Origin of the sequence: Micromonospora phaseoli (assembly GCF_900109115.1) — a bacterium.
GTDB lineage: Bacteria > Actinomycetota > Actinomycetes > Mycobacteriales > Micromonosporaceae > Micromonospora > Micromonospora phaseoli.
Genome location: NZ_FNYV01000009.1, coordinates 159,412 through 185,918, shown reverse-complemented (window position 1 = coordinate 185,918; position 26,507 = coordinate 159,412). Strand labels below are relative to the sequence as shown.

Genomic DNA, 26,507 nt, shown 5'->3' with positions numbered 1-26,507 from the left:
GAGGCTCACCGGCTGGCGGGTTCAGGCGGGTGCGGCGGGTCGATTCGCAGCCGGAGGGTGACACCGAGGCCGCGCCGGGACTCGTACGCGTCCTGCACCGTCTGGCGGATCCGACGCGGATCGCGGCGGATCTGGGCCGGCGTGAAGTGCAGGACCAGGATGCCGTGCCGGCTCAGCTCGTTGTGCCGGTCGAGGGTGCGTGTCCAGTCGCCCGGACGGAAGTGGTACTCCTGTGAGTCGACCTCCAGCGCCACCGCCGCGTCGGGCAGATAAGCGTCGGGCGTCGGCAACGGCGCGCCGCCCGCATCCCGCAGTCGAGGATTCCAGTGGAGCTGCGACAGCACCGGGCTCCCCGCGAGGCACTCCCCGAGCTCGGCTTCGGGCGCCGACCGGGCACCCTGCGACACCTCCGAGAAGGCCTTTCTGATCAGCGCCGTCCGGCTCCGTCGGGCCCGGCGGATCTCCTCCTCCAGGGACGCGAGGTCGGCGTACCCCCGCTGGATGGCCTCGGCGACGACCGCTCGCACCGGACGTAGCTGTCGCAGGTCGCGCGCCGCGTCCACCACCGCGCGAGCCGGCGAGCAGACCGGGTAGAGCGGCGTGGTCCGGGCCCGGGCGTCCAGGGCCAGGGCCCGCGAGATCACCGCGTGGCCGGCAGACTTGCGGCGCGCGTGATGCGGCACGACCAGCTGTACGGCGTCGGTGCGCGGGCTCTGCCGGAAGCCGTACCAGATCAGCGCGGCGAGGCCGGTCAGCTGCGCCTCGGAGCCGGCGTACAGGGCTGCCGAGATGCGCCGTTGCTCATCGGTCAGGACGCCGGTGACCAGTGCGTACGTTGCGGGCAGGACCCGCTGCCACACGGCCCGGCGGGTCTGCCGGTACAGGTACATGTCGTCGAAGCCCGCGGCCAGCAGTTGGGCGCGGGTGACGATCTGCTGTTGCCGCTCGGCCAGGTCGGAGAACTCGGGTGGATGCGTCCGCATGAGGCGCAGCATCGGCGGTGCCGGTCGTCGCTGTCCGGCCCGGCCGGTACGCCTGTGGATGGCCAGCCGGGCTGTGGACAACGCCCCGCGCCAGCCTGGGTGTGTTATGCGTCGCGTTAACAGGGGGCCCTTCCTATGCACGAGGCGTTAAGTAGGGGGCCCTTCCTTACACTTGGGCGGTGCCGACGATCGTTGCTGCCCCACGCCCGCTGAGTATCGGGCCGTACCAGGTGTGGCCGCCGGTGGTGCTCGCGCCGATGGCCGGCATCACCAACGTCGGGTTCCGGCAGCTCTGCCGGGAGCAGGGCGGCGGCATCTACGTCTGCGAGATGATCACCACCGTCGCGCTGGTGGAGCGGAATCCGAAGACGCTGCGGATGATCGCGTTCGGGCCGGACGAGCGCCCACGCAGCCTCCAGCTCTACGGCACCGATCCGGAGACCACCGCCGCCGCCGTGCGGATCGTGGTCGCCAAGGGGCTCGCCGACCATATCGACCTCAACTTCGGCTGTCCGGTCCCGAAGGTCACCCGCCGAGGTGGCGGCGCGGCGCTGCCCTGGCGGCGTCGGCTCTTCGCCCGCCTGGTGCGGGCCGCGGTGGACGCCGCGTCGCCCGCCGGGGTGCCGGTCACGGTGAAGATGCGCAAGGGCATCGACGACGACCACCTGACGTACGTCGAGGCGGGGCTCGCCGCACAGGAGGCCGGCGTCGCCGCCGTCGCGCTGCACGGGCGTACGGCAGCGCAGCGGTATTCGGGCACGGCCGACTGGGATGCCATCGCCACCCTCAAGCAGGCGCTCGACGTGCCGGTGCTCGGCAACGGCGACATCTGGGAGGCCGACGACGCGCTGCGGATGGTGGCGCACACCGGTGTCGACGGGGTGGTGATCGGGCGCGGCTGCCTGGGCCGGCCGTGGCTCTTCGCCGACCTGGAGGCCGCGTTCGACGGCCGCGCACAGCGGCGACTGCCCACCCTCGGCGAGGTGGCGGTGACCATGCGCCGGCACGCCGAGCTGCTGGTCGAGCAGTTCAGCGTGGGTGCGCGCAACCCGGCCCGGGGGGAGCGCGACGGCTGCACCGACTTCCGCAAGCACGTCGCCTGGTACCTCAAGGGTTTCCCGATCGGCAGTGAGCTGCGCCGCGCCCTGGCGATGATCGACAGCCTGGCCCAGCTCGACGACCTGCTCGGCAAGCTTGACCCGGCCGTGCCGTTCCCGGTGGAGACGCTGGGGCAGCCACGCGGACGGACCAACTCTCCGGGCAAGGTCTTCCTGCCCGATGGCTGGCTGGCCAGCCGCGACGACGACACCGTCCCCGAGGGTGCCGAGCTGGACGACTCCGGCGGCTGACGGGTAGCCGCCGGCGCCTCCACGACCTGCTGGCGCGGAGCCTGGAGACGACGAAGGGCCGACCCCGGTGGGGTCGGCCCTTCGTGTGGTCGGGTCAGGAGGTGGCGCTGTAGCCGCGGGTGGCGATCCAGTCGGCCAGGTTGTCGATGCTGATTCGGTAGGAGGCCTGGTTGGGGTCGGCGGAGTCGGCGATCGTGACGATGTCGCCGTTGTCGCGGTAGCCGACGACACTGACGTAGTGGCCGCCTTCGAAGCTGTGGGTGGTGCCGTCGGTGTCGGTGGTGGTGCCGGCGATGTTGGCGACCACGGCCCGGCCCTCGTCCACGGTGCGGACGACGTCGGCACGCAGCTTGTCGGTCTGCTTGTCGTCGGCCTTGGCGCCGGAGATCTCGACGGACTTGTAGACGTCCTTACCGGTCTCCTTGTTCAGCACCGGGGTGATGTCGTTGATCGAGTTGGTGCCGGCCTCGGTGGTGCCCATCTCCTTGGCCATGGCATCCACGTTGATGTCCTTGCCCTGCACGCTCAGGGCGTTACGGGTGGCGGCGGGGCCACAGTAGAAGAAGTTCGGCTGGGCCTCGTAGCGCACGTCGAGCTCGCGCTCGCCACTGGTCTTGCGGTCGGTCTGCACGGTCGTGGTGACCTGCCCGGTCGGGGCCGCGTAGGCGGCGGTGACGGGGCCGGCGATGGCGCCGCCGGTGAAGGCGAGGCCGGCAGCGGTCAGGGCAGCCTTACGAATGATGGCGGTACGCATGATGAGTCACGCCTTTCGTTCGGGGGTTCCGCAGGCCCGCGGGGGATGCGGATGCGCTGCGGGGAAGGGGATGGTGCTCGGGACCGTCGGAGATCCGTAGGACCGTTCACGACGTCCGGGGGGATGTAACGCCGGGCCCGGCGGGGTCATTCCGACCCGGGTGCCTCGGCCCGGAGATGTGCTCGGGGCTGTGCCGGGGGCGCGGCGCCGGGGGACGCTGCGGTTACGCCATGTACAACGACCGGGGTGGGGCCATGATTCCGCCCGGCGGGTGACCCAGGCCACCGGCCAAACAGGGCTTAAACGGACATCTCACCCTTGGTGCTCTGAGATCTTGGAGAGTTTTCGTCAGGAGACGACGGGAGCTTTCCAAGATCTCGTCAGATGTTCCGTCCGTCCCACTGCGTTGGATTGGTGCGGAACGCCGGGCCCTCGGATCTCGGAGGCCTCTTGGTGCCTGGGGTGCAGCAGAGCGAGGACGCGCACTTGTCACCGGCTCGACTAATCGGTCACGATTGTCTGTTTGGTGACCGAATACCCCGTTGGGGGGTATATGCCTGCCTGGTGTGAGATGCGGGTTGTCTTACCGACAGACCTGGGCGCTCTGCCGACGGGTCAGCCCTGAGCGGGCCGGGTCGCCTCCTGGTCGAGCGGCGGCGTTCGAGGAGCGGGGATGCTCGCCGGTGTCGGCCAGGGCACCTCGGGGCTGCGGTGGAAGGCGATCCCCGCCGTCGTCCAGCGGGGCCCGTGCCCGGCCAGCCGGCGCCGGAATCCGTCCCAGCCGTGCGTCGAGCGTGGCGACCAGCCCAACTCGGCGATGGCGGGCAGCCGGGGGAGGAGCATGAACTCGATCTCGGCGAGGGTCGTCACCGACTCGGTCCACAGCGGTGCCTCGACACCGAGCACCGCGTCGGGGCAGACGCCGGTGAGGTGTGTCGCCGGGTCCCAGTCGTACGCGCGGCGCACGTCGACGAGGCCGGCCCAGTCGTGCCCGATCGGGGTGTCCGGGTCGTACTTCATGTCGAGGTACGCATGGTTGCCAGGGGAGAGGATCAGCTTGGCGCCCCGGCGTACCGCCTCGGTGGTGACCGGGTCATCGCCGGCGGTGCCCCACCACTGGAGGATCCGTCCGTCGGCGTGGGCGGCGGGGGCGATCTGGTGCCAGCCGACGACCGTCTTCCCGAGCCCGGCGACGATCCCCTGCACCCGCTCGACGAAGCGGGCGTACACCTCTGCGGGCACCTTGAACGCCTCGTCGCCGCCGATGTGCAGCCACTGGCCGGGGGAGAGCGTGGCGAGTTCGCCGAGCACGTCGGCGATGAAGTCGTACGTGCGCTCGCTGGCCGGGTCGACGTAGCTGAACCCGACCTCGGTGCCGGTGTACGGCGGCGGTGCGACCCCGTCGGGCGCCAGTTCGGCGTACGCGGTCAGCGCCGCGTTGGTGTGACCGGGCAGGTCGATCTCGGGGATCACGGTGATGTGCCGGTCGGCGGCGTACGCCACGATCCGGCGGTAGTCGGCCTGGGTGTAGTGCCCGCCGGGGCTGCCGCCCACCGCGCCGGCCCCACCCACGGCGGCCAGCGCGGGCCAGGAGTTGATCGCGATCCGCCAGCCCTGGTCGTCGGTGAGGTGCAGGTGCAGGCGGTTGAACTTGTACCGGGCCAGGTGGTCGATCACCCGCAGCACGTCGGTGACGCCGAAGAAGTGCCGGGCCACGTCGAGCATCGCGCCCCGGTGCGGGTAGCGGGGGCGGTCGAGGATCGACCCGCCGGGCAGGATCCAGCGTTTGCTGACCGGCGTGGCGCTCTCGACGGCGGCCGGTAGCAGCTGCCGCAGGGTCTGCACCCCGTGGAAGAGGCCGGCGGCGGTGCCGGCGGTGATCCGTACCCCGTCGGCGGTGACGTCGAGCCGGTAGCCCTCCGCGCCGAGGTCGGAGTCGTCGGTCAGGTCCAGGGCGATACCGCCGGTCGGCGCGGGCGCGGTGGCGTCGGTCACCGGCAGTGGATATCCGGTGGCCGGGCGCAGCAGCGCGGCGAGCTGCTCGGCGACGGCCAGGGCGGCCGGGTCGGCGCTGACCCGGATCACCGTGTCGGCGGCGAGCAGGTGGTCGGCGTCCGCGTTCGGTGTGACCTGCTCCGGCGCGGGCACCACATCGCCGAGCCGGACCGGCGGTGGGGGAGCGAGCAGCGCGGCGGCCGCCCGCTCCGCCGCGCCCGCCAGCTCTCCGGCGGTACCCGTCGAGGTGCCCGGCATCTCGCGGACAGCACGCCCGACCGGGCTGCCGCCGACCGGGCTGCCGCCGACCGGGTCCAGCGGATCGGGTGCGGTGACGGGGGACGATGACACGACGACGCCTCCGAGGGGTGTATTCGCGGCGGTTGTGGCAATGGTGCGAGGTGTGGTGACGCTGCGTGCCCCCAAGGGTACGGGGAGGTTGGTGGTTGCTTGTTAGTGCGCGTGGGACCGTTCCCAAAAACTGTCGTGAACGCGGACAGTCGGGATTGCTGTGCCTATTGTCACCGAATGCTCGCGGGCCGCGCCTTGGTCGCTTAACCTTCGCCCACCGACCGGCACAGCTCCCTGGATTACCAGTGGTCAGTCCCGGGGTATCGAAGAACTGAACCTTCGTTAAGTGTCAGTCCGGGCGCGTGGGAGGCTTTGGTGACAACGCAACAGACGGTTGAGCACAAGTACGTCTACGACTTCGCCGAGGGCAACAAGGACCTCAAGGACCTCCTCGGTGGCAAGGGGGCCAACCTGGCCGAGATGACCAGGCTCGGCCTGCCGGTACCGCCCGGCTTCACCATCACCACCGAGGCGTGCAAGGCGTACCTGGAGACCGGCGCCGAACCCGCGGGGCTGGCCGACCAGATCGCCGCCCACCTGGCCGCGCTGGAGCGGGAGATGGGCCGGCGTCTCGGCGACCCGGACGACCCGCTGCTGGTCTCCGTGCGGTCCGGGGCGAAGTTCTCGATGCCCGGGATGATGGAGACCGTCCTCAACGTGGGGCTCAACGACCGCAGCGTCGAAGGACTTGCCCGGCAGGCCGGCGGCTCGACCGACCCGGCGACCTCCGGCGGCTCAAGCGCCCCGGCCGGCGGCGGGGACAGGTTCGCCTGGGACTCCTACCGGCGACTGATCCAGATGTTCGGCAAGACGGTCTGCGAGGTGCCCGGCGAGGAGTTCGAGCACGCGCTCGACGAGGCCAAGCGCGCTCGGGGCACCAGCGACGATCTCGATCTGGACGCGACCGACCTGCGCGGGCTGGTCGACGCGTACAAGAAGATCTTCAGGGAGCACACCGGGCGGGAGTTCCCGCAGGACCCGCGGGTGCAGCTCGACCTGGCCGTACGGGCGGTGTTCGAGTCGTGGAACGCCGAGCGGGCGGTGGTCTACCGCCGCCAGGAGCGTATCCCGGCCGACCTCGGCACCGCGGTCAACGTGGTGGCGATGGTCTTCGGCAACCTCGGCCCCGACTCCGGTACCGGTGTCGCCTTCACCCGCGACCCGGCCAGCGGCGCGCAGGGCATCTACGGCGACTACCTGGCCAACGCCCAGGGCGAGGACGTCGTTGCCGGCATCCGCAACACGGTGCCGTTGCAGGAGTTGGCGCGGATCGACAAGGACTCCTACGACGAGCTGCTCGACTACATGGCCCGGCTGGAGCGGCACTACCGGGACCTGTGCGACATCGAGTTCACCATCGAGCGCGGCAAGCTGTGGATGCTGCAGACCCGGGTCGGCAAGCGCACCGCCGCCGCCGCGTTCGTCATCGCCGGCCAGCTGGTCGACGAGGGTCTGATCGACCTCGACGAGGCGCTGCACCGGGTAAACGGTGCGCAACTGGCCCAGCTGATGTTCCCCCGCTTCCAACTCGACCACGACATCCAGCCGGTCGCCACCGGCATCGGTGCCTCGCCGGGCGCGGCGGTCGGCAAGGTGGTCTTCACCTCGGCCCGCGCGGTGGAGCTGGCCGCGCAGGGCGAGGCCGTCATCCTGGTCCGTCGGGAGACCAACCCGGACGACCTGAACGGCATGATCGCGGCGCAGGGCATCCTCACCTCGCGTGGCGGCAAGACCAGCCACGCCGCGGTGGTCGCCCGGGGAATGGGCAAGACCTGCGTCTCCGGCGCCGACGAGCTGGACATCGACGTGCCGAAGCGGCGGTTCGCGGTGGCCGGGCGGACGGTGACCGAGGGCGACGTCGTGTCGATCGACGGCACCACCGGCAAGGTGTACCTCGGCGAGGTGCCGGTCAGCCCGTCGGAGGTGGTGCGGTACTTCGAGGGTGAGGTCGACCCGGCGAGCACCGACGACGCGCTGGTCGTGGCCGTACACCGGATCATGTCGCACGCCGACGCCCACCGGCGGCTCGCGGTACGCACCAACGCCGACACCGCGGCCGACGCGGCCCGGGCCCGGCGGTTCGGTGCCGAGGGCATCGGGTTGTGTCGCACCGAGCACATGTTTCTCGGCGACCGGCGTGAGCTGGTCGAGCGGTTGATCCTGGCCCGCGAGGCGGGTGAACGGGAGAAGGCGCTCGCCGCGCTGCTTCCGTTGCAGCGGGCGGATTTCGTGGACCTCTTCCGGGAGATGGACGGCCTGCCGATCACCGTCCGGCTGATCGACCCGCCGCTGCACGAGTTCCTGCCCCCGCTGGAGCAGCTCGCGGTCGACGTCGCGGTCGCCCAGGAGCGTGGCGAGGACGTCGCCAAGGAGGAGGCGCTGCTCGCCGCCGTACGCCGGATGCACGAGGAGAACCCGATGCTCGGGCTGCGCGGGGTGCGCCTCGGCCTGGTCATCCCCGGCCTGTTCGCGATGCAGGTGCGGGCGATCGTGGAGGCCGCCGTGGAGTCCGCGAAGGGTGGCGGCGACCCGAAGCCGGAGATCATGGTGCCGCTGGTCGGTGCGGTGCAGGAGCTGGAGACGGTCCGCGCCGAGGCGGAGCGGATCATCGCCGAGGTGACCCGGGAGAGGGCCGTCGACGTACTGATCGGCACGATGATCGAGGTGCCCCGGGCGGCGCTGACCGCCGGCCAGATCGCCGAGGCGGCCGAGTTCTTCTCCTTCGGCACCAACGACCTGACCCAGATGGGCTGGGGTTTCTCCCGCGACGACGTGGAGGGCGCGTTCTTCTGGCGCTACCTGGAGCTGGGCATCTTCGGCATCTCACCGTTCGAGTCCATCGACGCCGACGGGATCGGCCGGCTGGTGCGCATCGCCACCGAGGAGGGACGGGCGGCCCGTCCCGGGCTGAAGATCGGCATCTGCGGCGAGCACGGCGGCGACCCGGAGTCGGTGCACTTCTTCCACGCGGTCGGGCTGGACTACGTCTCCTGCTCGCCGTTCCGGGTGCCGGTGGCGCGGTTGGAGGCCGGCCGGGCCGCGGTGGTCACCACCGGCTCGGACAGCCGCTGACGCTCGACCCTGCCGGGCCGGCCCGATCAGATCGGCGGTCGACGCCAGTTGACGGGATCCCGGCGCGGACGCTGGTTCGGCAGGGTCGCCATCGGGGTTCGCACGGCCAGCGGGGCGTGTGGGTCCGGTTGGTTGGGCAGCAGTGTCGGGCGGCGGCAGGCGGCCAGCGCCGGGCCGGTGCGGTGGACCATGGCCCGCGCCTCCTCGCGCAGCGCCGTCAGGTCCGCGCCCGGCGATGCGACCAGGGTCAGCAGGGCATCCCGGCCGGCCGGGTAGGTGACCACGCAGCCGGCCGCGGTGTGCACCACGGACTCGTGGAACTCGCCGTGCCGGATGGTGGCCGCCATCCGGTGGCCGAGGCCGAAGCTGGCCGCGGCCAGGGCCGCCAGGTGGGTGGCGTCGGTGGTGGGCAGGTCGCTGGAGATGAGCAGGCCGTCCGTGCCGGCCAGGAGCGTGCCGGCGACCTCGGGGCGGCGTCGGCGCAGCCCGCGCAGTTCGGTGCCCACCATCGTTTCCGCGTTCACGAGCGTGTCTCTCCCACCGGTCGTGTCTCGCCGTAACAGGTGACGTTCCGCGATGGCGACGCTACCCGTGGGCGTCGATGTTCGCGATCCCGTGACCGTCGGCAATCAGGCCGCAACTCTCGTCTGATCGGTGGATGTGGACCCGCCGGGCCCACGTCGTCGGCGCGCCGTGCGGGGCGGCCGGGCGTAACCTGAGCTCGCCCGAGGACCGTCGTCGCGAAGGGGTGGCCGGATGAGATCGCGTACCGAGCTGTCGATGGGAAGTTTCGCCCGCGCGGCGGCGGTGTCGGCATGACCAGCGTCTGGGAGAGCTTGACCGTCGACGCCCGCGACCCGGGCCGGCTGGCCCGCTGGTGGGCGGAGGCGCTCGGCTACCAGGTGGTCGACGAGCGGCCGGAGGAGGTGGAGATCCGGCAGGGCGTCGACCGGCTGCCCGGCATCGTCTTCGTGGCGGTCAGCGGCGGCAAGCAGGGCAAGAACCGGTTGCATCTCGACCTTCGCCCGGCGGACCGGGAGGCCGAGGTGGAACGGCTGGTCGACATGGGGGCCCGGCACGTCGACGTGGGCCAGAACGGCGACGACTGGACGGTGCTGGCCGACCCGGAGGGCAACGAGTTCTGCGTGCTGCGGCAGCGTGGGGATTGAGCGCTGCGCCGATCGGGCCGGACGCGGCTCGCCGAGTGGAGGAACCGGCCAAGGATCCCGGTCACGGCCGGTCGCCGTTCGAGCGGGACCGGGCGCGGGTGCTGCACTCGGCGGCGTTCCGCCGGCTCGCCGCGAAGACCCAGGTGCACGCGGCGGGCACGGACGACTTTCTGCGTACCCGGCTGACGCACTCACTGGAGGTGGCCCAGATCGCCCGTGAGATGGGTGCCGGGCTGGGCTGCGACCCGGACGTGGTGGACACCGCCGGCCTGGCCCACGACCTCGGGCATCCGCCGTTCGGGCACAACGGCGAGGCAGCGCTGGACGAGGTCGCCGCCGGCTGTGGCGGCTTCGAGGGCAACGCACAGACGTTGCGGGTACTGACCCGCCTGGAGGCGAAGGTGTACGGCCCCGACGGCGCCTCCGTCGGCCTGAACCTCACCCGGGCCTGCCTCGACGCGGTCGGCAAGTACCCGTGGGCCCGTCGGCCGGGTCGCCGCAAGTTCGGGGTGTACGCCGACGACCTGCCCGTCTTCGTCTGGCTGCGGGAGGGCTCGCCGGCCGGCGAGCGGCGCTGCCTGGAGGCGCAGGTGATGGACTGGGCCGACGACGTGGCCTACTCGGTGCACGACGTGGAGGACGGGATCCACGGTGGTTACCTCACCCTGGAGCCGCTGCTCGCCGACTCCGACGAGCGGGCGGCGCTCTGCGCCGACGTGGCCGTCGCCTACTCGACCGAGTCGCCCGGCTACCTCGGCGAGGTGCTGGTCGACCTGCTCGCCGATCCGGTGCTCGCCCCGCTGGCCGGCTATGACGGCAGCCACCGCGCCCAGGCCGCGCTCAAGGCCACCACCAGCGCGCTGACCGGCCGTTTCGTGGCGACCGCCGTCGCCGCCACCACCGACCGGTTCGGTCCCGGGCCGCATCGGCGGTATGCGGCCGACCTCGTCGTACCCCGGTCGTTGCGGGCCCGCTGCGCGCTGCTCAAGGGCATCGCCCTGCGGTACGTGATGCGTCGGCCCGACGCGCAGGGGCGGTACCAGCGGCAGCGGGAGATCGTCACCGACCTGGTGGCCACGCTGGTGGCGCGGGCGCCGGAGGCCCTCGACCCGGTCTTCGCCCCGCTGTGGCGGGCCGCGCCGGACGACGCGGCCCGGCTGCGGGTGGTGGTCGACCAGGTGGCCTCGCTGACGGACCCGGCCGCAGTCACCTGGCACGATCGTCTGCTCGGCACCTGAGGTCAGGGCCGTCGGGCGCCGGTCAGCACCGGCCCGGCGCGAGGCGGCGATGCGGGTGGCCGGCCGTCCGGCACCGAGTGAGGTTAGCCTAACCGAATGACTGAGCGTCCGAAGAAGGTCACCTCCGCCCGCGTGTTGCGCACCTGGCGGCCCACCGCGCACGTGATCAGGCTGGTGCTCGGCGGTGCGGAACTGGTCGGCCTGCCGGTCGGCGAGTTCACCGACCACTACATCAAGATCGTTTTTCCGGTCGCCGGAGTGGATCATCCCCGGCCGATCGACCTCGCCGCGATCCGCCGCGAGCTGCCGCGTGAGCAGTGGCCCCGGCTGCGCGCGTACACGGTGCGTGCCTGGGACGAGGCGGCCGGGGAGATGACCGTCGACGTGGTGCACCACGGTGACGAGGGGCTGGCGGGACCGTGGGCTGCCGCGCTGCGACCCGGCGACGAGGTGCTGTTCACCGGCCCCGGTGGGGCGTACGCGCCGAGCCCGGAGGCCGACTGGCACCTGCTGGTCGGCGACGAGAGCGCGTTGCCGGCGATCGCCGCGTCGCTGGCCCGGCTGCCGGTCGGCGCGCCCGCACACGTGTTCGTCGAGGTCGACGGACCGGCCGACGAGCAACCGCTGCCCAGCCCGGGCGCGGTACGCCTGACCTGGCTGCACCGGGGCGCTCGGCCGGTGGGTGAGGCGCTGGTGGCCGCGGTACGCGGACTGGACTTCCCGCCCGGCACCGTGCACGCCTTCGTGCACGGCGAGGCGTCCTTCGTCCGCCAGTTGCGCCGTCTCCTGCGGGTGGAACGTGGCCTGTCCCGCGAGTGGTTGTCCATTTCGGGCTACTGGCGCCAGGGCCTGGACGACGAGGGCTGGCGGGCCGCCAAACCCGACTGGAATCGACAGGTCGAGGCCGACGAGCAGGCCCGCAGCCTCGCGCCGCTCGGTTGACCTTCCGGCCGACAACCGGCAAGGTGGCACCCCAACATGCCCGGCCCGGGGGCCGAAAGCCGACCGTCGGGGGTGATTTGCCCGGAACACCGCCGACGACGGCAGCGGAACAGGAGGATGGTCAGGGGTGACCATGAGCGAGCAGACAGACGAGAAATCCGCCGGTACGGGCGGCACGATCGACCGGGTGGTACTCGGTCTCGGCGTGGGCGGAGTGCTCGCCGTCGTGGTCTGGGGCGTGCTGGCGCGCGACTCACTGGCCAGCGTCGGTGAGTCGGGCCTGGCCTGGGTGATCGACACGTTCGGCTGGTTCTTCGTGGTCGCGGCCAACGCCTTCCTGGTGCTCGCGGTGGTGCTGGCGCTGTCCCGGTTCGGCCGGATCCGGCTCGGCAAGGACGACGACGAGCCGGAGTTCAGCTCGCTGGCCTGGATCGCCATGATGTTCAGCGCCGGCATGGGGATCGGCCTGGTCTTCTTCGCCGTCGCCGAACCCATCCAGCACTACGCCACCCCGCCACCGGCGACCGGCGTGGAGCCGCAGACCGGCGCGGCGGCCTCGGCAGCCATGCAGTACACCCTCTTCCACTGGACCCTGCACCCGTGGGCGATCTACGCGGTGGTGGCCCTGGCGCTGGCGTACTCGACGTTCCGTCGCGGCCGGGAGAACCGCATCTCGGCGGCGTTCCGCCCGCTCATCGGTGACCGGGCCGACGGTGCCACCGGCCGGGTCATCGACCTGCTGGCCGTCTTCGCCACCGTTTTCGGCTCGGCCACCAGCCTCGGTCTCGGCGCCCTCCAGGTCGCCGCCGGGCTGGACCTGGTCGCCGGCGTACCCGACAGCACCACGGTGGAACTGATCGTGATCGGGTCGCTCACGCTGGCCTTCGTCATCTCCGCCTTCACCGGGCTGCATCGCGGCATCAAGTGGCTCTCCACCACCAACGTGGTGCTGGCCGTCGCGCTGATGCTCTTCGTCTTCGTGGTCGGGCCGACCATCTACACCCTTGAGGTGCTGCCCGCCGCCATCGGCGACTACCTGAGCGGCCTGGTCGTCATGTCCACCCGTACCGGGGCATTCTCGGACCCGGCATGGCTCGGTGGCTGGACGATCTTCTACTGGGCGTGGTGGATCTCCTGGGCGCCGTTCGTCGGCACCTTCATCGCCCGCATCTCCCGCGGGCGCACGGTCCGGCAGTTCCTGATCGGTGTGCTGCTGGTGCCCAGCGGCGCCAGCGCCGTGTGGTTCGCGATCATGGGTGGCAGCGCGCTGCGGGTGCAGGCCACCGGGGTCCGCGATCTGGTCGCGGACGCCTCGACGAGCAGTGAGCAGGCCCTGTTCGGGTTGCTCGACGCGTTGCCGCTGGCGGCGCTGACCAGCGTGCTGGCCATGGTGCTGGTGGCGCTGTACTTCGTCACCAGCGCCGACTCCGCGTCCCTGGTGCTCGGCTCGCTGACCTCCCGGGGTGCGCTGCGACCGCACCGGGTGCTCGTGGTCCTCTGGGGCATCCTGATCGGCTCGATCGCCGGGGTGCTGCTGTTCACCGGCGGTCTCGACGCGCTCCAGCAGGCCACCATCATGGTCGCGTTGCCGTTCGTGGTGGTGATGCTCGGTCTGGCCGTCGCGCTGATCAAGGACATGGCCCGCGATCCGCTGCTGGCGGCGTCGCCGCGCAACCGCCCGCAGGGCCTGGCCGACGCGGTGCGCACCGCCCGGTCGTACGAGGAGGAGGACCCCCCGCCGGTACGCCGCTACCTGCGCCGTCGCCCCCGCTGACGTCCCGCTCGGGCCGCTGTCGGATGTTAACAAGGGCCCCTTCCTATGCCGCAGGCGTTAGGAAGGGGCCCTTCCTTCGCTGTCGGCCGGGCAGGGCAGGATGTAGCCGAGGAGGTGGCCGAATGGCGGGGCGGATCCGAGACGAGGACATCGCGTTGGTCCGGGAGCGCACGTCCATCGCCGAGGTCATCTCCGACACGGTGACCCTCAGGTCGGCCGGCGGCGGCAACCTCAAGGGCCTCTGCCCGTTCCACGACGAGAAGAGCCCGTCGTTCAACGTGTCGCCCGCCCGCAACGTCTGGTACTGCTTCGGCTGCGGCGCGGGCGGCGACGCGATCAAGTTCCTGATGGACGCCGAGCACCTCAGCTTCGTCGAGTCGGTGGAGCGGCTCGCCGCCCGAGCCGGACTGCAACTGCGCTATGTCGAGGAAGACCGTTCCGCGCCGCGTGGCAACCGTCCCCAGCAGGGGCAGCGGCAGCGGCTCGTCGCCGCGCACGCCGCCGCCGTGGAGTTCTACACCGCCCAGCTGAGCACGGCCGGCGCGCGCGCCGCCCGGGAGTTCCTGGCCGAGCGCGGTTTCGACCGGGCCGCCGCGCAGCGCTACGACTGCGGGTTCGCCCCCGACGGCTGGGACCTGCTCACCCGGCACCTGCGCCAGCGCGGTTTCAGCCACGACGAGCTGGTCACCGCGGGGCTGTCCCGCCCGGCCCGTTCGGGCAGCCTGATCGACCGATTCCGGCGCCGGCTGCTCTGGCCGATCCGCGACCTCACCGGCGACGTGATCGGCTTCGGTGCGCGCAAACTCTTCGCCGACGACGACGGCCCGAAGTACCTGAACACCCCCGAGACGCCGATCTACAAGAAGTCGCACGTGCTCTACGGCATCGACCAGGCCAAGCGGGAGATCGCCAAGCAGGGTCGGGTGGTGGTGGTCGAGGGCTACACCGACGTGATGGCCTGCCACCTGGCCGACGTACCGACCGCCGTGGCGACCTGCGGCACCGCGTTCGGCGGCGACCACATCGGCGTACTGCGCCGGCTGCTGCTGGACACCGACGCGGTCGCCGGTGAGATCATCTTCACCTTCGACGGCGACGCCGCCGGGCAGAAGGCCGCGCTGCGGGCGTTCGAGGACGATCAGCGCTTCGTCGGGCGTACCTTCATCGCGGTGAGCCCCGACAACATGGACCCGTGCGATCTGCGCCTGGCAAAGGGCGACCTGGCCGTCCGTGACCTGGTCGCCCGTCGCGAACCGCTCGTCGACTTCGCGTTGCGCCATGTGATCAGCCGGCACGACCTGGAGACCGTGGACGGCCGGGTCGAGGCGATGCGCCGTGCCGCGCCGCTGGTGGCCAAGCTCAAGGACCAGGAGAAACGCCCGGAGTACGTCCGAAAGCTCGCCGGTGACCTCGGCATGGAGATCGAGCCGGTGCAGCGGGCGGTGCTGGCGGCTGCCTCGGGCCGCCCCGCGGACGGGCCGGTGCGTCCCGCCCGCAGCGATGCGACGCCGGACAGCCCGCAGTCGATGGTCGAGCGGGAGGCGCTGAAACTGGCGTTGCAGGAACCAGTGCTGGCCGGGCCGATGTTCGACGCGGTCGAGGCGGCCGACTACCGGCACCCCGTGCACGCCGCCGTCCGGACGGCGATCGCGGCGGCCGGCGGCGCCTCGGCGGCGGCCGGCGGCGCGGTGTGGATCTCCTCGGTCCGGGACGCCTGCGAGGACCTCGCCGCTGCGGCACTGGTCGGTGAGCTGGCCGTGGAGCCGTTGCGGATCGACGGCGAGCCCGACCCGAGGTACGTCTCGATCACCATCGCCCGCCTACAGTGGGGCTCGGTCACCGCACGGATCCGGGAGCTCAAATCACGGATCCAACGGATCAACCCGGTCAACAACAAGGACGAGTACTTCGCCACCTTCGGTGAGCTGCTGTCGCTGGAGCAGCACGCCCGCGCGCTGCGCGAGCAGGCGGCGGGAGGGCTGTGACAATGAAACTGTTCCGCCGCCGACCAAAGCTGCCACCGGCCGCCCGGCCACCGCTGGAGCGCGACGAACGGGTGCTGGCCTGGGCGGCCGTCGGTAACGGCGAGGGTGACGGGGTGGTCGTCGCCACCAACCTCGGGCTCTGGCTGCCCGGTCGGGGTCACCGGATCGGCTGGCACGACATCGTGAAGGCCGTCTGGTCGGGGCGGGAGTTGACCGTCACCCCGGGCGAGTTGGCCGCCGAGCGCGACGGCTACCAGGTGGTCGTCGACTGCCCGGCCGAGCAGTACCTGTTGCTCGATCCGGGCGACCTGCCGCACCAGGTACGCACCCGGGTGACCCGTTCGGTGGCGTACACCCAGCACCACGCCCTGCCGGGCGGCTCCGGCCGGATCGTCGGCCGGCGCGTGTCCGGCGTGGACGGTCTGACCTGGATGGTGCGCCTGGACCCCGGCACCCCGGCCGACGACGAGGCGGTCCTCGCCGAGACCGACCGCCTGGTCGCGGCGGCCCGCGCCGCCACCACACCCTCGGACCTGTAACGCGCACCCACTCGCGCCGATCATGCACTTGTGGCACCCGGAATCTCCCGAACCGCACGCTTTGTCAGGTGCCACAACTGCATGATCGGCGTGTTGCTGCGCTGGTGGCCAAGTGGAGACCTGCGAACGCTAGCCCAGCCGGGACTTCGCCCGCCGCTGCGACACGGTGTTCGGTGCGGGCGGGCGGTTCGAGCGCATCCAGCGACGGATCAGCGGCCAGGGTGGTGCCTGCGTGGAGGTGGCCGACAACCTCCCCGGCTTGGTGGCCGTACGCGATTCCAAGGACCCGGCCGGCCCGGCGCTGGCCTTCGCGCCCGCCGCCTGGCACACGTTCGTTACGCAGCTCTCCGTACGCCCGTAGCCCTTCGGACGCACTGCCCTCGACGCCCCGCCTCTTGCGGCGTGCCGCTGGTCGGTAGCCTCGGCGGTTCCGGCTTGCGGCGTTCCCGACCGATGGCGGGGTAACTCGGTGGGCGGTGTCGGACCCGGTGTCTATGGTCAGGAGGTGACCATGGCACAACCACTCATCCAGGCGCGGGGGCTGGTGAAGCGGTTCGGCGACTTCACCGCCGTCGACGGCATCGACGTGGAGGTCTGCGCCGGTGAGGCGTTCGGTTTCCTCGGGCCCAACGGCGCCGGCAAATCGTCCACCATGCGGATGGTCGGCTGCATCTCGCCGCCCAGCGCCGGGCAGCTGCGCATCCTGGGCATGGATCCGGTGCGGGACGGGCCCGCCATCCGGGCTCGTCTCGGCGTCTGTCCCCAGCTCGACAACCTCGACCCGGAGCTGACCGTCCGGGAAAACCTGACGACGTACGCGCGCTACTTCGGCATCCCACGCCGGGTGGCTCGGGCGCGGGCCGCCGAGCTGCTCGACTTCGTGCAGCTCAGCGAGCGGGCGGACAGCAAGGTCGAGCCGCTCTCCGGTGGCATGAAGCGCCGGCTGACCATCGCCCGCTCGCTGGTCAACGAGCCGGACATCGTGCTGCTCGACGAGCCGACCACCGGCCTGGACCCGCAGGCCCGGCACCTGGTGTGGGAGCGGTTGTTCCGGCTCAAGCGGCAGGGCGTCACGCTGGTGCTCACCACGCACTACATGGACGAGGCCGAGCAGCTCTGCGACCGGCTGGTGGTGATGGACGGCGGCCGGATCGTCGCCGAGGGGTCACCGCGCGCGCTCATCGAGCGGCACTCCACCCGCGAGGTGGTCGAGCTGCGGTTCGCCGCCGATTCGCAGGAGGCGTTCGCCGGCAAGCTGACCGGCCTGGGGGAGCGGGTCGAGGTACTGCCCGACCGGATCCTGGTCTACGTGCCCGACGGTGACGCGGCGGTGGCCGAGGTCGCCGCGCTCGGCCTGCACCCGACGAACGTGCTGGTCCGGCGCAGCAGCCTGGAGGACGTCTTTCTGCACCTCACCGGCCGCACCCTCGTCGACTGAGCCAGGCCACCGAAGGGGGCTGCCATGACCCAACTGACCCGACCCGCCCTGCCGCGGGTGCCGGCGCTGCGGGTGCTCGAATACCACCTGGTGGGTTACCGACGCACCTGGCGGGCCGGCGCCTTCTCGTCCTTTCTGCTGCCCACGCTTACCGTGCTCGGGTTTGGGGTGGGTGTCGGGGCGTACATCGACCGAGGTGTCGGTGGCGTCTCCTACCTGGAATGGATCGTCGGAGGGCTGCTGGCGTCGACGGCGTTGCAGGTGGCGGTCGCCGAGTCGACCTGGCCGGTCTTCGGCAACCTCCAGTGGCAGAAGATCTACTTCGGGCAGCGCTCGTCACCGCTGCGGGTCGGCGACATCGTCGCCGGCCACCTGGCGTTCGTGCTGTTCCGGGTGCTGACCTCCGTCATCGCGTTTCTCCTGGTGACCGGCGTGCTGGGGGCGCTGCGCTCGCCGTGGGCGGTGCTTACGGTGCCGGTGGCGGCGCTGCTCGCGCTGGCCGTCGCCGCACCCACCTTCGCGTACGCGGCATCGGTCGACTCGGACAGTTGGCTCGCCATGCTGTTCCGCTTCGCGGTGATCCCGATGACCCTGTTTGCCGGGGTGTTCTTCCCGGTGGAGTCGCTGCCGCTGGGGTTGCGCTGGCTCGCGTACGTCACGCCGCTCTGGCACGCCGTGGACCTGTGCCGGGCGGCGGTGCTCGGTGTCGCCCCGTACTGGTCGGTCGTCGGCCACCTGGCTTATCTGGCCGCCTGGGCGGCCGGGGGATGGCTGCTCGCCCGCCGCGTCTTCGCCCGCCGGCTCGTCGTCTAGGAGAGGGTCATGGTCACTCTGGTGCTGCCCCGGCTGGTCGACGTCTCGGCCGCGTCGCGGCGGTCCGCGTCGGTCACCGAGCGCAACGTCGCCGCCCTCAAGTCGGTGTACTGGCTGCTGCTCGTCTCCGGTTTCGTCGAGCCGCTGCTCTACCTGCTGTCGATCGGCGTCGGAGTGGGCGCGCTGATCGGCGACCTGACGCTGCCCGGCGGCGAGGTCGTCACGTACGCGACCTTCGTCGCCCCGGCCATGCTCGCCTCGTCGGCGATGACCGGCGCGCTCGCGGAGACCACCTTCAACTTCTTCGGCAAGCTGAAGTACATGAAGCTGTACGACGGGGTGATCGCCACCCCGGTGCAGCCGTTCGAGATCGCCCTCGGCGAGCTGGCCTGGGCGATGCTGCGGGGCAGCGCGTACTCGGCCGCGTTCCTGGTGGTGATGGTGGCGATGGATCTGACCACTCCCGCCCGTGCGCTCGCCGCGTTCCCGGCTGCGGTGCTCGTCGGCTTCGCGTTCGGCGCGCTCGGCATGGCGATCTCCACGTTCATGCGCAGCTGGCAGGATTTCGACCTGATGAGCTCGGCGCAGTTCGTCCTGTTCCTGTTCTCCGGCACCTTCGTGCCCGCCGAGGCGTACCCGACGGTGCTGCGTTGGCTGGTCGAGGCGACCCCGCTCTACCGGGCGGTGCACCTGATCCGTGGGCTGACCGTCGGCACGACCGACTGGGGCTGGTTGCTCGACGTGCTCTACCTGCTCGTGGTGATGGCCGCCGGCCTGCTGATCGCGTCCCGCAGAATGAGCCGCCTGCTCTACAAGTAACCCCCGACCGCCCGGCGGGGGCCGGTTGATCAAGAGGTTTGGGTCAGGATCCGACCGGATCCTGACCCAAACCTCTTGATCAACCGCGGTGGCGGCGGGCGGTAGGAGAGCGTCAGCCGCCCTGGTAGTAGCGGGCGGCGCCGGGGTGCAGGGGGATCGGGTCGGTGGTGGCGGCACTCTGGCGATCGAAGTTGCGCGCCTCGGGGTGGGCCGCGGCCAGGTCGGCCTGGTAGGTGAAGAGCAGGCGGGTCAGGTCGTACGCCAGTTGGTCGGGCATGTCCGCACTGACCAGGATCACGTTGGCGACCGTGACAGTGGGAGTGCCGGAGGGCGTGTCGTAGGCGTCGCGGGGGAGTTCGGCGGTGGTGTACACCGAGCCGTGGGCCGCGCTGAGCGGCTCGATCAGGTTGGCGACCGGCAGCAGGGCGAACCGGTCCGGCGTGCTGGTGAGCAGGTCGGCGATGCCCGGGGTGGGCAGCCCGCCCGAGAAGAACATCGCGTCCAGGGTGCCGGCGCGCATCCGGGCCACCGTCTCGGGCAGCGACAGCCGGGCCCGGCGGATGTCCCGCTCCGGATCCAACCCGGCGGCGGTGAGCATCCGGCCGGCGATGACGTCGGTGCCGGACTTCGGTGACCCGGTGGAGATCCGCATTCCGCCTACCGCCGAGAGGTCGGTGACCTGGGCGTCGGCCCGGACGATCACGTGGGTGTAGTTGCTGTAGACCCGGGCCAGGGCCCGCACCGGTTGGGGCCGGCCGGAGAAGGCGCCACGTCCGGCGCTGGCGTCGGCGGCCGTGTCGGCCAGGCTGAAGGCGATCTCCATGTCCCCGTCGACCAGCCGGGTGATGTTCTCACCCGAGGCCCCCGTCGGCTCGGCCCGGGCCTCGTAGCCGGGCAGGTGACGGCTGATGATGTCGGCGTAGCCGCCGCCGAGCTGGTAGTAGACCCCGGTGGTGTTGCCGGTGGCCAGGAAGATCCGCCCGTCGTGCCAGGGACGTGGCTGCACAGTGCCCTCGGTGGCGCAGCCCGCGACGAACGTGACCGCCACCAGCGCTGCCGCCAGCCATCCACGCCCGCCGGCACGGCCACCGCCGGCACCGCCACCGCCACCGCCACCACCGCCGGCACCGCTTTGAGGAGAGCTACTCATGCCCGTACCGCCGGTTCGAGTGCCTCGGCGACCCGCTGGACCAGCGTCGCCGTCTCGAAGCCGATCTGGCCCAGGTCGCAGCCCGAGGCGGCCAGCACCCCGAGCAGGGCGCGGTCGCCGACGGCCATCACCAGCAGCACCCCGCCGTCCATGTCGATGATCTGCTGTCGTACCCGGCCGGCCGACATCAGTCGCGCGGCGCCGAAGGTCAGGCTGGCCAGGCCGCTGATCACGGCGGCGAGCTGATCCGCCTGGTCGGTCGACAGGTGCGGCGAGGCCGCCAGTCGCAGCCCGTCCCCGGACACGGCGAGGGCGTGTGACACGTCCGGTACCTGATCGGCGAAGTTTGCCAGGAGCCAGTCGAGGCCGGGGCTGCCGTTGGGCATCATCTAGGGTCTCCCGTTCGTCTGCTGGTTGCGTCGCATCGCGTGGGCCACGCCGGCGGAGAGGGCGGAGAGCCGGGCCCGTACCACCTCGGGATCGAGCAGGTCGGTGGCGGCCTGCGGCGGTGGCACGTCGTGCAGTTCGGCCTGTAGTCCGCCGCCGCGTACCCGTCGGGGCAGGCCGGCCCTGGTGGCTCCCGCGGGCGCACCGGCGCCGGGCTGCCAGGTGGCCGCACCGGCGTTCACCACCGGAAGCGCCATCGTCGGTGCCTTGTGGACGTCGAACCGCTGCGGTCCGGCACCCACCGTCACCCTCGACGTGGGCCCCGACCGACCATCGGCGCCCTGGGTCCGGAACCAGCCGCCGACGCTCGCGGGCACCGACCGGGCGCCGGCCGTCGGTCGACCGGTGGGCTGCTCCATCCGGGTGAGCACCGCCTCCGGCACGTCCACCTGGGCGACGGTGCCGGAGCCGGCGCTGTGCAGCCGCACGTGGATGCCGTGCCGGGCGGCCAGGTGGGACACCACGTGCAGGCCCATGCTGCCGGCCGCCGCGCTGGACAGCATGGCCGGCGCGCGCAGCCCTTCGTTGATCTCGGCCAGCCGGTTCTCGCCGATGCCGATGCCCTGGTCGTGTACGCGCAGGGTGAGCCCGTCGACGGTACGGCGGCCGTCCACGTGCACCGGCGCCTGCGGCGGTGAGTACGAGGTGGCGTTCTCCAGCAGTTCGGCGAGCAGGTGCACCAGGTTGCCCACCGCCGAGCCGTGCACCGCGACGGTCGGCACGTTGATCTCGACCCGGGCGTACTCCTCGATCTCGGAGGCGGCGCCGCGTACCACGTCGGCCAGGAAATGCGCGCCCTCGTGCGACCGGCCGGGCTCGCCGCCGGCGAGGACCAGCAGGTTCTCCCCGTTGCGTCGCATCCGGGCGGCGAGGTGATCGAGCGCGAAGAGTCGGGCCAGCGCGTCCGGGTCGGTCTCGTCCTGCTCGAACTCGTCGAGCAGCCGCAGTTGGCGGGTGATCAGCGTGCGGATCCGGCGGGCCAGTGCCTCGACCATCCGGGTCACGTCCATCCGCAGCTCGGCCTGCTCGCCGGCGAGCCGAAGGGCGGCCCGGTTGACCGTGTCGAACGCCTCGGCGACCTGGGCGATCTCGTCGCGTCCGCCGCTGATCCCGGCGGTGAGCTGGGACGCCGGGCCATCGGTCCGGCCACCGTCACCGGCCGAGATGGCGGTGATCCGCTCCGGCAGCTCCCGGTGCGCCATGGTGAGCGCCGCCACCCGCAGCCGGCGCAGTCGCCGGCTGGTGCGGACCGCCAGCAGCGCCGCGGCGGCCAGCGAGGCCGCCGCCAGCGCACCGGTGGATCCGCCGGTGAGCAGCGCCCGCTGGCGGGCGTCGGCGGCCAGTTCGGCGGCGCGCCGGTCGAGTTCGTCGGAGAGTTCCCGGCCGAGCAGGTTGAACCGGCGGATGGCGCCGCTCTGGGCGACGTACCAGGCGTCGCCGTCGGCGGCGAGCGCGGCCGGCTCGGAGTCGGCGTTCAGGGCGCTGTCGCGCATCCGCCGCGCGGTGGAGACGTCGGTGCCGGCGAGCAGGCGGGTGTACGCGTCGGTGGCGCGTTCCCCGGCGATCCGGGAGAACTCCGCCTGGCGCTGCTCCTGTGCGCCGCGCAGCCGACCGAGTTGGGCGAGCTCGCCCGGGGCCAGCGTGCCCCGGACGAAGACGGCCCGCAGCAGGTCGCGTTCCAGCGACGCCAGGTGCTCCTGGGCGGCGACCGCGGCCACCTCGCGGGCCCGGTTGGCCAGTTCGGGGTCGCGCAGCTGGGCGGGGAGCGCGTCGGCGACGGCGAGCAGCGACTCCACCAGGGCCACGTAGGTCGGGTCGGCGGTGTCGACGCGGAGCGCGGCGCCCCGCGCGTCGTCGAGCTGGTCGAGGTGCTCGCTCACCCCGTCGAGGGCCCGCCCGAGGTCCGGTGCGGTGCGCCGGGCCTCGGAGCTGGCGGATGCGTACCGTTCGGTGGCCTCGTCGACCCGCCGCCGCTGGGCGTCGACCAACTGCCGGCCGGAGGTCCCGCCGCGCTGGCGTAGCGCCGCCGTCTCGCCGAGTTCCCGCTCCAGTTCGTGCACCAGCGAGACGGTCGCGGTGGCGGTGCCGGCCAGCACCCGGGCGCGCTCGGCATCGGTGGAGGCGGCCAGTGCGTTTCCGGTCTGGATGGCGCCCAGCACGAGCAGGCCGGCGGTGGCGACGAGGATGGGCGCGAGCAGTTGGGTACGCACCGACCACAGCCGGCCGGTGTGGCCGGACGGACGGTCGTGCCGACGCACGCGGGCCAGGGAGGACAGCGGCACGGGGATCTCCCGAGTTCGGGGGCGGCCGGGCCGGGTGGGGAGCCCCGGCCCGGCCGCCGTCGGTCAGCTCGCGCCGAGGTCCAGCAACGCCTTGACCGCGCCCCGGTGCAGGCCGACCGGGTCGGTCCTGCGGGCGGTGTCCAGGGCGATGCCCTTGGCAGCGGGGTTGGCCTGGGCCAGCGCGTCCTTCTTCTCGAACACCGTCCGGGTGATGGCACAGGCCACGTTGGCGTCGAGGTCCTTGCGGACGAGGAGCACATTGGGGACCACGATGGTCGGGGTATCCGCCGTTGTGGAGTACACGTCCTTGCCGATCGTGCCGGCCTGGTACGCGGGGTTCAGTTCGCTCATCTTGGGCAGCAACGGCGTGATGTCGATGAACTTCACCTTGTCGCCGGCGGTGGTGAACAGGTCCGTGAGCCCGCCGGTGGGCAGGCCGCCGGACCAGAAGAAGCCGTCGACACTGCCGTCCTTGACGCCCTCGACCGTCTTGATCAGGTCCAGTCGCTGGGCCTGGATGTCCGTTGCCGGGTCGAGACCGGCTGCCTCCAGCAGGCGGTTCGCGATGACCTCGGTACCGGACTTGGGTGAGCCGGTGGAGATCTTCCGGCCCTTCATGTCGGCCACCGAGTTGATGCCCGAGTCAGCCCGGACGACCACCTGCGTGTAGTTGTCGTAGATCCGGGCCAACGCCTCGACCGGCTGCGGTGCGGTGAAGCTGCCCTTGCCCTCCACCGCGTTGACGGCGGTGTCGAACAGCGAGAAGGCCACGTCGTACTGACCCCCGACGAGCTGTTCGATGTTCTGGACCGACGCTCCGGTCTCGGCCGCGGTGCCGGTGAGTCGGCCGCCGGTGCTGCCCGAGAGCTGTCCGGCCAGGGCGTTGCCGACCACGTAGTAGACGCCGGTGGCGTTGCCGGTGGCGATGCCCACCCGGGTGTTCTCGGCCACCTCGCAGGTGACGGCGCTCGCGGTGTCGTCCGTGGCGGCGGCGCCCTGACGACCTCCGCAACCGGCGGCGCCGGCCGCGACGAGGACGAGTGCTCCCGCCCCCGCGACGAGGCGCACGTTGATCCGTCCCACACTGTCTCCTTCCTGGGTCATGCCGGTGATCCGGCTCGCGTCCCGCCGGAGGGGCCGGGGGATCCGCGTCGTACGAACACACCCACCGCCATGGCACCGGCCAGCACGGTGCCGATCGCGATGGGCACGGGTTGCAGCCAGAGCAGCGTCAGGCCGGCGGCCACGCCGACCAGGCGTTCCGGTACTCCCGCCGGGCCGACGCCGGGCAGCCAGCCGCCGGCCGCGACGGCCAGCACCGCGACGCCGAGAGCGGTGACCGCGGTGGCGACGAGAATGCGCTGCGGGCCACCGATGCCGAGCAGGCCGAGTCCGGTCGGGGTGATCACGAACGCCAGCGGGATCAGGTACGCCGGCAGCGCGTACCGCAGGGTGTGCCACATGGTCGGCACCAACCGTCCGCCGGTGATCGCCGCGGCGGCGACCGCGGCGAGCGCGGTCGGCGGTGACACCTCGGAGAGCACCGCGAAGTAGAAGACGAACATCGCCGCGGCGGGGGCGCTGACCCCGAGGTCGAGCAGAGCCGGTCCGATGATCACCCAGCCGATCACGAAGGACGCGGTCACCGGGATCGCCAGACCGAGCAGGCTGAGCGCTACGGCGGCGAGCAGCGCGGTCAGGGCGAGCACCACGGCCGGCTCGGAGCTGACCGCGCTCGCGGCGCCGACCAGCAGCGCGGCGGCCTGCGGGCCCAGCCCGGTCTTCGTGGTGGTGGCGGTGATGATGCCGGCCGCCGCACAGACCACGGTCACCGCGAGGACACCGCGTACCCCGCTGGAGAGCGCGGCGACCAGCCGGGGTGGGGTGAGCCGGTGCGCTCGGTCCAGGAAGGACAGCGCGATCGCGAGCAGGGTGGCCAGCACCACGGCGCGGGTGGCCGACAACCCGAGGGCGAGCAGGCCCACGATGGCGAACAGGGAGGCGAAGTGGTACCCGGAGCGGGCCAGCAGCCGCCAGGCGGAGCCGGCCGCCATGGCCGCCGGCCGTACCCCGGACCGCCGTGCGTCGATCTCCACCGAGAGCACGATGCCGAGGTAGTAGAGCACGGTCGGCACCATCGCCCAGCCCAGCACCTGCAGGTAGGACACGCCGAGGTACTCGGCGATGATGAAGGCCGCCGCGCCGAGCGTCGGCGGGGAGAGGATGGCGCCCACCCCGGCGGCGGCGAGCATCCCGCCGGCCCGTTCCGCCGGGTAGCCGGCGCGGCGCAGGATCGGCCAGGTGACCGCGCCGATGCTGACGGTCGTGGCCGCCCCGGAACCGGAGACGGTGCCGAGCAGGAAGCCGGAGGCCACCGCCGTGCGTCCGGCGGCGGTGCGGGAACGTCGGAACGCCGCGGCGGACAGGTCCACGAAGAACCGGCCCGCGCCGGAGATGTCGAGCACCGCCCCGTAGATGGTGAACAGCACGATGTAGGTGGCCGCCACGTCCAGCGGAGTGCCGTAGAAGCCGCTGTCGGAGTTGTAGAAGGCGTCGACCAGTTGCCCGAAGTCCAGGCCGGCGTGGGCCACCGCCCAGGTCTGCGGTAGCAGGCCGCCGTAGTAGCCGTAACCGAGGAAGACCAGGCATACCGCGGGCAGGATCCACCCGGTGGTGCGCCGGCACGCCTCCAGCAGCAGGAGCAGCAGGACGGTGCCGAACACCACGTCCACGCCGACGAGCAGGCCCTGCCGGTCGAGGAAGGCGTCGTAGCCGCCGCCGCCACCGCCCAGGGCGATCGGCAGCACCGGGTACAGGCAGCCGGCCAGTGCGACGGCGGCCAGCGCCCAGTCGACCCGGCTCGGGCCGGAGTGGCGGGCCGCCGTCGTCCGGGGCGCGTCCGACGTCGCGCCCCGGCGCGCGGTGGCCGGCCGCAGGAGCCGGGGCAGCCGCAGGTCGGCCGGGTAGGCGAGGAAGACCAGCGGGAGTACGCCGGCCAGGAAGAAGATCAGGTAGTACTTGCTGCCCTGGGCCAGTGGCCGGAACACCTGCCAGAGTGCGAACAGGGCGATCGCCAGCGTGGCGGCGGTCAGGATGACGGCGACCGGCCCGGTCAGCGTTCGGCCGGGCTTCTCCTCCTCGAACTGGGCGGCGAGCTCGGCCGGATCGACGCCGGCGACGGATGACCTCGCCTCCGGGGCGGCCTCTACCACTCCGGCATGGGCGCCGGGGCGCTCGGGTCCGGAATCATCGGTGAATCGGATAGCCGACACGAGGGGGGACGATACGCGAATCGGCTCCGCGTTGGGGGCATTGTCGGTGGTCACTTCGCTGAGTGACTTTCAAATTGTTGAAGTCGTGTCGGGGGTGAATGTTTGAGAATAGCTTTCGCAATCGATGCGGACGTG

Annotated in this window: 21 protein-coding genes; 12 read left to right on the top strand and 9 right to left on the bottom strand. The window is 72.0% G+C overall.

Features of this window, described 5'->3' with window-relative positions; translation table 11 throughout:
- Window positions 1-5: 5 nt before the first annotated feature.
- Entirely contained in the window at window positions 6-983 is a 978-nt protein-coding gene (locus BMY89_RS22230; RefSeq protein ID WP_092382061.1) for a type IV toxin-antitoxin system AbiEi family antitoxin domain-containing protein, read from the bottom strand.
- A gap of 179 nt (window positions 984-1,162) precedes the next feature.
- On the opposite strand from BMY89_RS22230, the gene dusB reads away from it, so the two are divergent.
- Window positions 1,163-2,332: a tRNA dihydrouridine synthase DusB gene (dusB, locus tag BMY89_RS22225; protein ID WP_092381969.1), complete on the top strand. Its 1,170-nt coding sequence runs from the start codon at window positions 1,163-1,165 to the stop codon at window positions 2,330-2,332.
- A gap of 94 nt (window positions 2,333-2,426) precedes the next feature.
- Here dusB and BMY89_RS22220 read toward each other — a convergent pair whose 3' ends face one another.
- The gene (locus tag BMY89_RS22220) at window positions 2,427-3,086 is read right to left on the bottom strand and encodes a C39 family peptidase (protein WP_092381968.1); all 660 of its coding nucleotides are present in this window, start codon (window positions 3,084-3,086) and stop codon (window positions 2,427-2,429) included.
- A gap of 615 nt (window positions 3,087-3,701) precedes the next feature.
- Window positions 3,702-5,432 carry a beta-N-acetylhexosaminidase gene (locus BMY89_RS22215; RefSeq protein ID WP_372433308.1) on the bottom strand — a complete coding sequence of 577 codons (1,731 nt, stop codon included), beginning with the start codon at window positions 5,430-5,432 and terminating at the stop codon, window positions 3,702-3,704.
- A 315-nt stretch (window positions 5,433-5,747) separates the two neighbouring features.
- Here BMY89_RS22215 and ppdK point away from each other — a divergent pair, with 315 nt between their 5' ends.
- Window positions 5,748-8,504 carry a pyruvate, phosphate dikinase gene (gene ppdK / locus BMY89_RS22210; protein ID WP_092381967.1) on the top strand — a complete coding sequence of 919 codons (2,757 nt, stop codon included), beginning with the start codon at window positions 5,748-5,750 and terminating at the stop codon, window positions 8,502-8,504.
- 26 nt (window positions 8,505-8,530) lie between these two features.
- Here the strand turns inward: ppdK and BMY89_RS22205 are convergent, their stop codons facing one another.
- A complete protein-coding gene (locus tag BMY89_RS22205; RefSeq protein ID WP_092381966.1) occupies window positions 8,531-9,028 on the bottom strand; it encodes a roadblock/LC7 domain-containing protein in 498 nt (165 codons plus the stop codon).
- A 291-nt stretch (window positions 9,029-9,319) separates the two neighbouring features.
- On the opposite strand from BMY89_RS22205, the gene BMY89_RS22200 reads away from it, so the two are divergent.
- The 10 genes from BMY89_RS22200 to BMY89_RS22155 all read left to right on the top strand — a co-directional run bounded on the left by BMY89_RS22200 (window position 9,320) and on the right by BMY89_RS22155 (window position 19,221).
- A complete protein-coding gene (locus BMY89_RS22200; protein WP_092381965.1) occupies window positions 9,320-9,673 on the top strand; it encodes a VOC family protein in 354 nt (117 codons plus the stop codon).
- A complete protein-coding gene (locus BMY89_RS22195; RefSeq protein WP_092381964.1) occupies window positions 9,670-10,911 on the top strand; it encodes a deoxyguanosinetriphosphate triphosphohydrolase in 1,242 nt (413 codons plus the stop codon). The genes BMY89_RS22200 and BMY89_RS22195 overlap by 4 nt, the downstream gene beginning before the upstream one ends.
- Window positions 10,912-11,007: 96 nt before the next feature.
- Window positions 11,008-11,853 carry a siderophore-interacting protein gene (locus BMY89_RS22190; protein ID WP_092381963.1) on the top strand — a complete coding sequence of 282 codons (846 nt, stop codon included), beginning with the start codon at window positions 11,008-11,010 and terminating at the stop codon, window positions 11,851-11,853.
- A gap of 133 nt (window positions 11,854-11,986) precedes the next feature.
- Window positions 11,987-13,627 carry a BCCT family transporter gene (locus tag BMY89_RS22185; RefSeq protein WP_092381962.1) on the top strand — a complete coding sequence of 547 codons (1,641 nt, stop codon included), beginning with the start codon at window positions 11,987-11,989 and terminating at the stop codon, window positions 13,625-13,627.
- A 122-nt stretch (window positions 13,628-13,749) separates the two neighbouring features.
- Entirely contained in the window at window positions 13,750-15,612 is a 1,863-nt protein-coding gene (dnaG, locus tag BMY89_RS22180; RefSeq protein ID WP_092381961.1) for a DNA primase, read from the top strand.
- 2 nt (window positions 15,613-15,614) lie between these two features.
- Window positions 15,615-16,151 (top strand): hypothetical protein, encoded by a 537-nt coding sequence (locus tag BMY89_RS22175; protein ID WP_092381960.1) that lies wholly within the window; start codon window positions 15,615-15,617, stop codon window positions 16,149-16,151.
- Window positions 16,152-16,347: 196 nt separating this feature from the next.
- On the top strand, window positions 16,348-16,512 hold the full coding sequence (locus BMY89_RS22170; RefSeq protein ID WP_092382059.1) for a DUF397 domain-containing protein: 165 nt from the start codon (window positions 16,348-16,350) through the stop codon (window positions 16,510-16,512).
- A 144-nt stretch (window positions 16,513-16,656) separates the two neighbouring features.
- The gene (locus BMY89_RS22165; RefSeq protein WP_092382058.1) at window positions 16,657-17,589 is read left to right on the top strand and encodes an ABC transporter ATP-binding protein; all 933 of its coding nucleotides are present in this window, start codon (window positions 16,657-16,659) and stop codon (window positions 17,587-17,589) included.
- Between the two features lie 24 nt (window positions 17,590-17,613).
- Window positions 17,614-18,402, top strand: coding sequence for an ABC transporter permease (locus BMY89_RS22160; protein WP_092381959.1), 789 nt, complete (start codon window positions 17,614-17,616; stop codon window positions 18,400-18,402).
- 9 nt (window positions 18,403-18,411) lie between these two features.
- Window positions 18,412-19,221, top strand: coding sequence for an ABC transporter permease (locus BMY89_RS22155; protein ID WP_092381958.1), 810 nt, complete (start codon window positions 18,412-18,414; stop codon window positions 19,219-19,221).
- 112 nt (window positions 19,222-19,333) lie between these two features.
- Here BMY89_RS22155 and BMY89_RS22150 read toward each other — a convergent pair whose 3' ends face one another.
- From BMY89_RS22150 to BMY89_RS22130, 5 genes are all read right to left on the bottom strand, one after another.
- Window positions 19,334-20,371, bottom strand: coding sequence for a TAXI family TRAP transporter solute-binding subunit (locus BMY89_RS22150; RefSeq protein ID WP_092381957.1), 1,038 nt, complete (start codon window positions 20,369-20,371; stop codon window positions 19,334-19,336).
- Window positions 20,368-20,760, bottom strand: coding sequence for a roadblock/LC7 domain-containing protein (locus BMY89_RS22145; protein ID WP_092381956.1), 393 nt, complete (start codon window positions 20,758-20,760; stop codon window positions 20,368-20,370). The genes BMY89_RS22150 and BMY89_RS22145 overlap by 4 nt, the downstream gene beginning before the upstream one ends.
- Window positions 20,761-23,100: a sensor histidine kinase gene (locus tag BMY89_RS22140; RefSeq protein WP_092381955.1), complete on the bottom strand. Its 2,340-nt coding sequence runs from the start codon at window positions 23,098-23,100 to the stop codon at window positions 20,761-20,763.
- A gap of 63 nt (window positions 23,101-23,163) precedes the next feature.
- Complete coding sequence (locus BMY89_RS22135; RefSeq protein WP_232521487.1) at window positions 23,164-24,204, bottom strand: TAXI family TRAP transporter solute-binding subunit; 1,041 nt, start codon at window positions 24,202-24,204, stop codon at window positions 23,164-23,166.
- Window positions 24,201-26,312 carry a TRAP transporter permease gene (locus tag BMY89_RS22130; RefSeq protein WP_092381953.1) on the bottom strand — a complete coding sequence of 704 codons (2,112 nt, stop codon included), beginning with the start codon at window positions 26,310-26,312 and terminating at the stop codon, window positions 24,201-24,203. Before BMY89_RS22130 ends, BMY89_RS22135 begins: the two co-directional genes overlap by 4 nt.
- Between the last annotated feature and the right edge of the window lie 195 nt (window positions 26,313-26,507).

Excerpts from the sequence above, each read along its gene's own strand:
- BMY89_RS22230 (WP_092382061.1), bottom strand. The coding sequence starts at position 983 with ATGCGGACGCATCCACCCGAGTTCTCCGACCTGGCCGAGCGGCAACAG.
- BMY89_RS22220 (WP_092381968.1), bottom strand. The coding sequence starts at position 3,086 with ATGCGTACCGCCATCATTCGTAAGGCTGCCCTGACCGCTGCCGGCCTC.
- BMY89_RS22200 (WP_092381965.1), top strand. The coding sequence starts at position 9,320 with ATGACCAGCGTCTGGGAGAGCTTGACCGTCGACGCCCGCGACCCGGGC.
- BMY89_RS22190 (WP_092381963.1), top strand. The coding sequence starts at position 11,008 with ATGACTGAGCGTCCGAAGAAGGTCACCTCCGCCCGCGTGTTGCGCACC.
- BMY89_RS22185 (WP_092381962.1), top strand. The coding sequence starts at position 11,987 with ATGAGCGAGCAGACAGACGAGAAATCCGCCGGTACGGGCGGCACGATC.
- dnaG (WP_092381961.1), top strand. The coding sequence starts at position 13,750 with ATGGCGGGGCGGATCCGAGACGAGGACATCGCGTTGGTCCGGGAGCGC.
- BMY89_RS22175 (WP_092381960.1), top strand. The coding sequence starts at position 15,615 with ATGAAACTGTTCCGCCGCCGACCAAAGCTGCCACCGGCCGCCCGGCCA.
- BMY89_RS22160 (WP_092381959.1), top strand. The coding sequence starts at position 17,614 with ATGACCCAACTGACCCGACCCGCCCTGCCGCGGGTGCCGGCGCTGCGG.
- BMY89_RS22155 (WP_092381958.1), top strand. The coding sequence starts at position 18,412 with ATGGTCACTCTGGTGCTGCCCCGGCTGGTCGACGTCTCGGCCGCGTCG.
- BMY89_RS22150 (WP_092381957.1), bottom strand. The coding sequence starts at position 20,371 with ATGAGTAGCTCTCCTCAAAGCGGTGCCGGCGGTGGTGGCGGTGGCGGT.
- BMY89_RS22145 (WP_092381956.1), bottom strand. The coding sequence starts at position 20,760 with ATGATGCCCAACGGCAGCCCCGGCCTCGACTGGCTCCTGGCAAACTTC.
- BMY89_RS22135 (WP_232521487.1), bottom strand. The coding sequence starts at position 24,204 with ATGACCCAGGAAGGAGACAGTGTGGGACGGATCAACGTGCGCCTCGTC.